The organism is Streptomyces thermovulgaris (genome assembly GCF_002155915.1).
In the GTDB taxonomy this organism is placed as follows: Bacteria; Actinomycetota; Actinomycetes; order Streptomycetales; family Streptomycetaceae; genus Streptomyces; species Streptomyces thermovulgaris.
On record NZ_MUME01000202.1, the window covers coordinates 26258 to 34631 of the forward strand.

Genomic DNA, 8374 nt, shown 5'->3' on the forward strand with positions numbered 1-8374 from the left:
GGAATCGTGAGGATCTTCGGCAAGGCACGGCACCGGCCCTCCGCCTCCTGGCGGCAGGCCACCGACCGCGCGTTCACCCTGATCGGCGACGGGCGGTACGAGGACGCGGGCCGGCTGCTGACGCGCGCCGCCGACCTGGAGCCCTGGCTGTCCGAGTCCTGGTTCAACCTCGCCCTGCTGCACAAGTTCCGCCACGACTGGGAGCAGGCCAGGGCGGCGGGGCTGCGGGCCGTGGCCCTGCTGGAGAAGGAGACCGGGGCGCCCGACTGGTGGAACGTCGGCATCGCCGCCACCGCCCTGCAGGACTGGCCGCTGGCCCGGCGGGCCTGGCAGGCGTACGGCCTGAAGGTGCCCGGAGGCACGGCCGCCGCCGGGGAGCCGGTGGGCATGGAGCTGGGCAGCGCGGCCGTGCGGCTGTCGCCGGAGGGCGAGGCCGAGGTGGTCTGGGGCCGCCGCCTGGACCCGGCCCGGATCGAGGTGCTGTCCATTCCGCTGCCCTCCTCGGGGCGGCGCTGGGGCGAGGTCGTGCTGCACGACGGCGTGCCCCACGGCGAGCGGACCACCGCGGCCGGCGACACCTACCCCGTCTTCGACGAGATCGAACTGTGGGCGCCCTCGCCCGTGCCCACCTGGGTGGTCCTCATCGAGGCGGCCACCGAGGCCGACCGGGACGCCCTGGAGCAGCTGGCCGCCGACGCCGGCTTCGCCGCCGAGGACTGGTCGTCCTCCGTACGGCTGCTGTGCCGGATGTGCTCGGAGTCGCGGATGCCGGCCGACGAGGGCGACGGCGAGCACCTCGATCCGCACGACCACAGCGAACCGGGGCAGCCCGGCCCCCTCGGCCACCGCACCGACGGACATCTGTGGGTGCCGGAGCGGGAGTGCGGGGTGGCCGCGCCCGCCTCGCTGGTGAGGGGGCTGCTGGACGGATGGGTCGCCGACAGCCCGGACTCCCGGGACTGGCGGGACCTGGAAGAGGTCTGCTGAGCACGGTCACCGTACTCTTGAACAGCATCAGTCGTTTCAGGAAGGCAGGCACAGGGCGGTCATGGCGCAGCAGGACACCGATCAGCAGCACGCGGGCGTGCTCCCCGTCGACGACGAGGGGTATGTCATCGACACGGAGAACTGCGAGGAGCGCGAGACGGCCTGGCGCGAGCGAGGCACCTCCCGGCCCATCACGGTCGTCGGCAACCCGGTGCTGCACAGGGAGTGCAAGGACGTCACCGACTTCGGCGAGGAGCTCCAGCAGCTGATCGCGGACATGTTCGCCAGCCAGCGCACCGCCGAGGGCGTGGGCCTGGCCGCCAACCAGATCGGGGTGGACCTGAAGGTCTTCGTCTACGACTGCCCCGACGACGAGGGCGTCCGGCACGTCGGTGTCGTCTGCAACCCCAAGCTGGTCGAGCTGCCCGCCGACCGCCGCCGTCTGGACGACAGCAACGAGGGCTGTCTGTCCGTGCCCACCGCCTATGCGTCGCTCGCCCGTCCGGACTACGCCGAGGTGATCGGCCAGGACGAGCGGGGCAACCCGATCAAGGTGCGCGGCACCGGGTACTTCGCGCGGTGCCTGCAGCACGAGACCGATCACCTCTACGGCCACCTCTACATCGACCGGCTCTCCAAGCGCGAGCGCAAGGAGGCGCTGCGGCAGATGGCCGAGAACGAGCCGCGCTACCCCATCGTCCCCAACGACTGACACCTCCCGCGGCAGCCGGGACGGGAACGATCCGTCCGAACGGCGCCCGGCCGGCAGGAAAAGCCGGCCGGGCGCCGTTCGTATGCCGTCGCACAGGCCGTGCAGACGCGTTGGCCATTCGATCCTTTGTGCGCTTCTCGTCCTCATAATCGGTCACACAAGGGGATATTCGCGGCATCCCGGAATGGAAGGCAAGTCAAATCCGTTCCCAGAACGGTCAGTTGCGGTGCTGAATCGGGGTAGGGGGATACGCAACGGCGTGCGCTCGGCACCAACGGAAGGGGTGTACGCCACCAGTGGCTGAGAGGGGTTGTCCGTGCCAGCTTTCCCGAACAGCACCACCGCGACATCCATACACAAGGCGGTCGCCGTACCGCCCCGACTCGCTCTCCCGGTGATCGAGGCCGCTTTTCCCCGGCAACTGCACACCTATTGGCCTCAGCTCCAGGAGAGGACCCGCAGTTGGCTGCTGCAAAAGCGGCTCATGCCGGCCGACAAGGTCGAGGAACACATCGACGGCCTGCGCTACACCGATCTCATGGCGGGGTACTACATCGGCGCCCCCGACGAGGTGCTCCAGGCGATAGCGGACTACAGCACGTGGTTCTTCGTCTGGGACGACCGCCACGACCGCGACATCGTCCACGGCCGGTCCGCCGCCTGGCGGCGACTGCGCAGTGCGCTGCACACGGCTCTGGACTCCCCCCGGGAGCATCTGCACCACCGGGACACCCTGGTCGCGGGCTTCGCGGACAGCGTGCTGCGTCTCTACTCGTTCCTGTCACCGGCCTGGAACGCCCGGTTCGCCCGGCACTTCCACGCGGTGATCGAGGCGTACGACCAGGAGTTCCACAACCGCACCGAGGGCGTGGTGCCCACGGTCGAGGAGTACCTCGCCCTGCGCCGGCTCACCTTCGCGCACTGGATCTGGACCGATCTGCTGGAGCCGAGCGCCGGCTGCGAACTCCCGGACGCGGTCAGGAAGAACCCCGCCTATCGGCGCCCGGCACTGCTCAGCCAGGAATTCGCCGCGTGGTACAACGACCTGTGCTCGCTGCCCAAGGAATTGGCGGGCAACGAGGTGCACAATCTCGGGATCAGTCTCATCAGGCATGAGGGGCTGACCCTCGAGGAGGCGATGAAGGAAATCCGCCGGCGCATCGAGGACTGCATTTCCGAGTTTCTTGTCGCCGAACAGGAGGGATTACGTTTCGCCGACGGCCTCGCGGACGGCACGGTGCGGGGAAAGGAATTGAGTGCCGCCGTACGGGACTGCATCGGCAACATGCGGAACTGGTTCAGTTCCGTCTACTGGTTCCATCACGAGTCCGGCCGGTACATGGTCGACAGCTGGGAAGACCGGTCCACGCCCCCGTACGTCAGCGATGAAGCGGCAGGTGAGAAATGACCGTCGAATCGGCGAACCCCCGACACCGGCAGAATTCCGCAGAAGCGCAGGAGCCGCCGCTGGCCGCGGGGGCGGTACCGCTTCTCGGCCACGGCCCGGCCCTGGTCCGCGACCCCCTGGCCTTCATGAGCCGGCTGCGCGACCACGGCGACGTCGTCCGCCTCAGGCTCGGTCCCAAGACGGTGTACGCCGTCACCACCCCCGCCCTCACCGGAGCGGTGGCCCTCAGCCCCGACTACATCATCTCCGGCCCGCTGTGGGAGTCCCTGGAGGAACTGCTCGGCAAGGAGGGCGTGGCCACCTCCAACGGCGCCCTGCACCGCCGCCAGCGCCGCACCATCCAGCCCGCCTTCCGGCTCGACGCCATCCCCGGATACGGCCCGGTCATGGAGGAGGAGGTGCATGCGCTGACCGAGCGCTGGAGCACCGGCCGGCCGGTCGACTGCACCGTGGAGGCCTTCCGGGTCGCCGTGCGCACCGCGGCCCGCTGCCTGCTGAGCGGCCAGTACACGGACGCATGGGCCGAGCGGCTGTGCGGAGCGCTCACCACCGTCTTCCGCGGCACCTACCGGAGGATGGTCCTGCCGCTCGGGCCGCTGTACCGGCTGCCGCTTCCGGCCAATCGCGCATTCAACCGGGCATTGGCCGATATGCATCTTCTCGTCGACGAGGTCATCGCCGAACGGCGGGCGTCGGGGCGAAAACCGGACGATTTGCTGACGATATTGCTGGCGGCGAAGGACGACGACGGCGAGCCCATCGGGGAGCAGGAGATCCACGACCAGGTGGTCGCGATACTCACCGCCGGCGGTGAATCGGTGGGCGCCACGATCATGTGGCTGCTCCATACGCTCGTGAATCACCCGGAACACGCGGAGCGGATCCACGCGGAAGTTGAATCCGTGACGGGCGGCAAACCCGTGACATTCGGCGACGTCCGCAGTCTCACGCACACCAACAACGTCGTCGTGGAGACGATGCGTTTACGGCCATCCGTATGGGTTTTGACGCGGCGGGCGGTCACCGACACGGAACTCGGCGGATGGCGCATTCCGGCCGGGGCGGACATCATCTACAGCCCGTACGCCATCCAGCGCGATCCGCGCTCGTACGCGGACCACCTGACGTTCGATCCCGACCGCTGGCTTCCGGAGCGGGCCAAGGAAGTGCCGAAATACGCCATGGTCCCCTTCAGCGTGGGCAACCGGAAGTGCCCCGCCGACCACTTCTCCATGGCGCTGCTGACCCTCTTCGCGGCGGAGGTGGCGACACGGTTCCGTCTGGAGCGGGTCGCCGGGTCGGACGCCTCCCCGCAGATCGGCATCACCCTGCGCCCGCGGAAGCTGCTGGTGCGGCCGGTGCCGAGGTGACGCGGGCGGGACCATGTGCGTTCAGGCGGCCCGCGGGCCCCTGAACGTGCGCCGGTAGGCGTTCGGGGTGGTGCCCAGCGTGCGGACGAACTGGTGCCGCAGCGCCGCCGCCGTCCCGAACCCCGTCCGGCTCGCGATCGCATCCATCGTCTCGTCCGTCGCTTCCAGCAACTCCTGTGCCAGCAGCACACGTTGACGCAGGAGCCAGCGGTACGGGGTCGTGCCGGTCTCCTGCTGGAAGCGGCGGGCGAAGGTCCGCGGGGACATGTGCGCGCGGGCCGCGAGCTGCTCGACGGTGATCTCCTGGTCGAGATGCTCCTCCATCCAGGCCAGCACCTCGCCGACCGTGTCGCAGGGGGACGCGGGCAGGGGCCGCTCGATGTACTGCGCCTGCCCGCCGTCCCGGTGCGGAGGCACCACCATCCGCCGGGCGATCCGGTTGGCGACCTGGGGACCCTGCTCCTTGCGCACGATGTGCAGACAGGCGTCGATACCGGCCGCGGTCCCGGCCGAGGTGATCACCGGGTCCTCGTCCACGTACAGCACGTCCGGCTCGACGCGTGCCCGGGGGAAGCGCCGCGCCAGCTCCTTCGCATGCCGCCAGTGCACCGCGCAGCGCCGCCCGTCCAGCAGCCCGGCGGCGCCCAGCACGAAGACGCCCGAGCAGACGCTGAGCACCCGCGTCCCGCGGTCCACGGCCCGGTTGAGCGCGTCGAGCAGCGCGGGCGGGAAGTCGCAGGCGGGGGCCGCGTCCGAGGCCGGCACCACGATCAGATCCGCCTCCTCCAGCCGCTCCAGGCCGTACGGCGTCGAGAGCGTGAGGCCGGGGACATGGGTGCGCAGCGACGTCCCTTCCGCGGAGACGACCGCGAAGTCGTACACCGGCAGCCCCTCGTCGCTGCGGTCGAGCCCGAAGACCTCGCAGACGACGCCGAGTTCGAAGGGATGCGCCTCGTCCAGCAGGACGGCGGCCACGTTCTTCAGCATGCCGTCAGTGTGCCGCGGCAGTGGCAGGAATTTGAAGGCGTACGGCAGTCCTGCCACTCACGGAAGGCGGCGCCCGGCGCGACAGTGGTGTCCATGCACACAACACAGATGCAAGGCCTCATCGACCTGCTCGTCGTCCTCGGGCTTCTGGTCCTCATGGTCCTGCCCGCGGCGATCGGTGCCGCCCACGACCTCCGTGTCGACCGCCGGCTCAGGCGGGCCCAGGAGGGCCGGACGCCCTTAAAGGACCAGGGGATCCGAAAGAGGCGGGGGTCCCGGAAGGACCGGGACCCCCGGGCCCCCGGGGAGAGGCGCGCCGCTCAGAAGTCCTCGTCCAGGTCGACGGTGCCCTCCACCGCCACCTGGTACGCCGACGGACGCCGTTCGAAGAAGTTGGTCAGCTCCTGAACGCCCTGGAGCTCCATGAAGGAGAAGGGGTTGTCCGAGCCGTACACCGGGGCGAAGCCGAGACGGGTCAGACGCTGGTCGGCGACGCACTCCAGGTACTGCCGCATGGACTCGGTGTTCATCCCCGGCAGGCCGTCGCCGCACAGATCGCGCGCGAACTGCAGCTCGGCCCCGACCGCCTCCTTCAGCATGTCGGTGACCTGCTGCTGCAGGGCGTCGTCGAAGAGATCCGGCTCCTCCTTGCGGACGGTGTCCACCACGTCGAAGGCGAACGACATGTGCATCGTCTCGTCCCGGAACACCCAGTTGGTGCCGGTGGCCAGCCCGTGCAGCAGGCCCCGGCTGCGGAACCAGTACACATAGGCGAAGGCGCCGTAGAAGAACAGACCCTCGATGCACGCGGCGAAGCAGATCAGATTGAGCAGGAAGCGACGGCGGTCCGCCTTCGTCTCCAGACGGTCCAGCTCCTCCACCGAGTCCATCCACGTGAAGCAGAACTCGGCCTTCTCGCGGATGGAGGGGATGTTCTCGATGGCCGCGAAGGCGGCGGCGCGGTCGTCCGGGTCGGGGAGATAGGTGTCCAGCAGCGTCAGATAGAACTGGACGTGCACCGCCTCCTCGAAGAGCTGCCTGCTCAGATACAGCCGCGCCTCGGGGGAGTTGATGTGCTTGTAGAGGGTCAGCACCAGGTTGTTGGCGACGATCGAGTCGCCGGTGGCGAAGAACGCGACCAGCCGGCTGATGAGGTGGTGCTCGCCCGGTGTCAGCTTCGCGAGGTCGGGGACGTCCGAGTGGAGGTCGACCTCCTCCACGGTCCAGGTGTTCTTGATGGCGGCCCGGTAGCGCTCGTAGAAGTCGGGGTAGCGCATCGGACGAAGGGTCAGCTCGAAGCCGGGGTCGAGCAGGTTCTGGGGGCGGTCGGCCGGGGGACGGGTGGACATCACTGGCAGGCCTCGCAGGACTCGGGGTTCTCCAGGGAACAGGCGACGGCGTCCGGTGCGGTCGCCCGCGGTGCGGGAGCGGTGGTGGGGCGCTGGGCCCGGGCCGCGGGGGCGATCCGGGTGGCCGGGCGGGAACGCAGGTAGTACGTCGTCTTCAGGCCCTGCTTCCACGCGTACGCGTACATCGAGGAGAGCTTGCCGATGGTCGGCGTCTCCATGAACAGGTTCAGGGACTGCGACTGGTCCAGGAACGGGGTGCGGGCGGCCGCCATGTCGATCAGGGCGCGCTGCGGGATCTCCCACGCCGTGCGGTACAGCCTCCGTACGTCCTCGGGGATCCAGGTCAGGCCCTGCACCGAGCCGCCCGCCTCGCGCAGCGCCTCCCGGGTCCGGGCGTCCCAGACGCCGAGCCTCTTCAGGTCGGCCACCAGATAGGAGTTGACCTGGAGGAACTCCCCGGACAGCGTCTCGCGCTTGAACAGGTTGGAGACCTGCGGCTCGATGCACTCGTACACGCCCGCGATCGAGGCGATGGTCGCGGTCGGGGCGATGGCGAGCAGCAGCGCGTTGCGCATGCCGGCCGCCGCGACGCGCTCGCGCAGGGCCGCCCAGCGCTCGGGCCAGGTGAACTCGACGTCGTAGTGGTCGGGGTGCAGCACCCCCCGGGCCGTACGGGTCTTCTCCCAGGCGGGAAGGGGACCGATGGGGGTCCCCCCTGCACCGGAGCCTGTCGTAGGTGCTTGGGGGCGCTCGGCGAGCGCGACGGAGGTCTCGTACGCGGCGAGCATGATCCGTTCGGCGATCCGGGTGGACAGGTCCTTCGCCTCCGGGGAGTCGAAGGGCAGCCGCAGCTTGAAGAACACGTCCTGCAGGCCCATGACGCCCAGGCCCACCGGGCGCCACCGGGCGTTGGACCGGCGTGCCTGCTCGGTCGGGTAGAAGTTGATGTCGATCACGCGGTCGAGGAACGTGACGGCGGTGCGGACCGTCTCGTCCAGCCGTTCCCAGTCGAGCTCCCCGCCGCCCGTGCCGTCCCCGTCGCGCACGAACGCGCTCAGATTGACCGACCCCAGGTTGCAGACCGCGGTCTCTCCGTCGTCCGTGACCTCCAGGATCTCCGTGCAGAGATTGGAGGAGTGGACGACATGGCCGGGCTCGGCCGTCTGGTTGGCGGTGCGGTTGGCGGTGTCCTTGAAGGTCATCCAGCCGTTGCCGGTCTGCGCGAGGGTGCGCATCATGCGGCCGTACAGCTCGCGGGCCGGCAGTGTCTTCTTCGCCAGCCCTTTGGCCTCCGCGGCCCGGTACGCGGCGTCGAACTCCTCGCCCCACAGATCGGTCAGCTCCGGCACGTCGGAGGGGGAGAACAGCGACCACTGCTCGTCGGCCTCCACCCGGCGCATGAACTCGTCGGGAACCCAGTGCGCGAGGTTCAGATTGTGCGTGCGGCGGGCGTCGTCGCCGGTGTTGTCCCGCAGCTCCAGGAACTCCTCGATGTCCGCGTGCCAGGTCTCCAGGTAGACCGCCGCCGCGCCCTTGCGCCGGCCGCCCTGGTTCACGGCGG

Annotated in this window: 7 protein-coding genes; 4 read left to right on the plus strand and 3 right to left on the minus strand. The window is 69.6% G+C overall.

Annotated elements, in window-relative coordinates:
• The first annotated feature begins 6 nt into the window (after positions 1 to 6).
• From CCN35_RS17135 to CCN35_RS17150, 4 genes are all read left to right on the plus strand, one after another.
• Entirely contained in the window at positions 7 to 987 is a 981-nt protein-coding gene (locus CCN35_RS17135; protein WP_067391569.1) for a tetratricopeptide repeat protein, read from the plus strand.
• 61 nt (positions 988 to 1048) lie between these two features.
• Entirely contained in the window at positions 1049 to 1699 is a 651-nt protein-coding gene (gene def, locus CCN35_RS17140) for a peptide deformylase (protein WP_067391565.1), read from the plus strand.
• A gap of 316 nt (positions 1700 to 2015) precedes the next feature.
• Complete coding sequence (cyc1, locus tag CCN35_RS17145) at positions 2016 to 3107, plus strand: epi-isozizaene synthase (protein WP_086793380.1); 1092 nt, start codon at positions 2016 to 2018, stop codon at positions 3105 to 3107.
• Positions 3104 to 4477, plus strand: coding sequence for a bifunctional albaflavenone monooxygenase/terpene synthase (locus tag CCN35_RS17150; RefSeq protein ID WP_067391558.1), 1374 nt, complete (start codon positions 3104 to 3106; stop codon positions 4475 to 4477). Before cyc1 ends, CCN35_RS17150 begins: the two co-directional genes overlap by 4 nt.
• A 21-nt stretch (positions 4478 to 4498) precedes the next feature.
• Here the strand turns inward: CCN35_RS17150 and CCN35_RS17155 are convergent, their stop codons facing one another.
• The 3 genes from CCN35_RS17155 to CCN35_RS17170 form a co-directional block, all read right to left on the minus strand.
• Positions 4499 to 5464, minus strand: a complete 966-nt coding sequence (locus CCN35_RS17155) for a helix-turn-helix domain-containing protein (protein ID WP_086793384.1) — start codon at positions 5462 to 5464, stop codon at positions 4499 to 4501.
• A 320-nt stretch (positions 5465 to 5784) separates the two neighbouring features.
• Complete coding sequence (locus CCN35_RS17165; protein WP_067391552.1) at positions 5785 to 6813, minus strand: ribonucleotide-diphosphate reductase subunit beta; 1029 nt, start codon at positions 6811 to 6813, stop codon at positions 5785 to 5787.
• Positions 6813 to 8374: ribonucleoside-diphosphate reductase subunit alpha (locus CCN35_RS17170; RefSeq protein WP_086793382.1), on the minus strand; the 1562-nt coding region annotated here is incomplete at its 5' end. The genes CCN35_RS17165 and CCN35_RS17170, both read right to left, overlap by 1 nt.

Bases quoted from the DNA above. Each gene is read 5' to 3' on its own strand.
- CCN35_RS17165 (WP_067391552.1), bottom strand. From the start codon at position 6,813: ATGTCCACCCGTCCCCCGGCCGACCGCCCCCAGAACCTGCTCGACCCC.
- CCN35_RS17150 (WP_067391558.1), top strand. From the start codon at position 3,104: ATGACCGTCGAATCGGCGAACCCCCGACACCGGCAGAATTCCGCAGAA.
- def (WP_067391565.1), top strand. From the start codon at position 1,049: ATGGCGCAGCAGGACACCGATCAGCAGCACGCGGGCGTGCTCCCCGTC.
- CCN35_RS17155 (WP_086793384.1), bottom strand. From the start codon at position 5,464: ATGCTGAAGAACGTGGCCGCCGTCCTGCTGGACGAGGCGCATCCCTTC.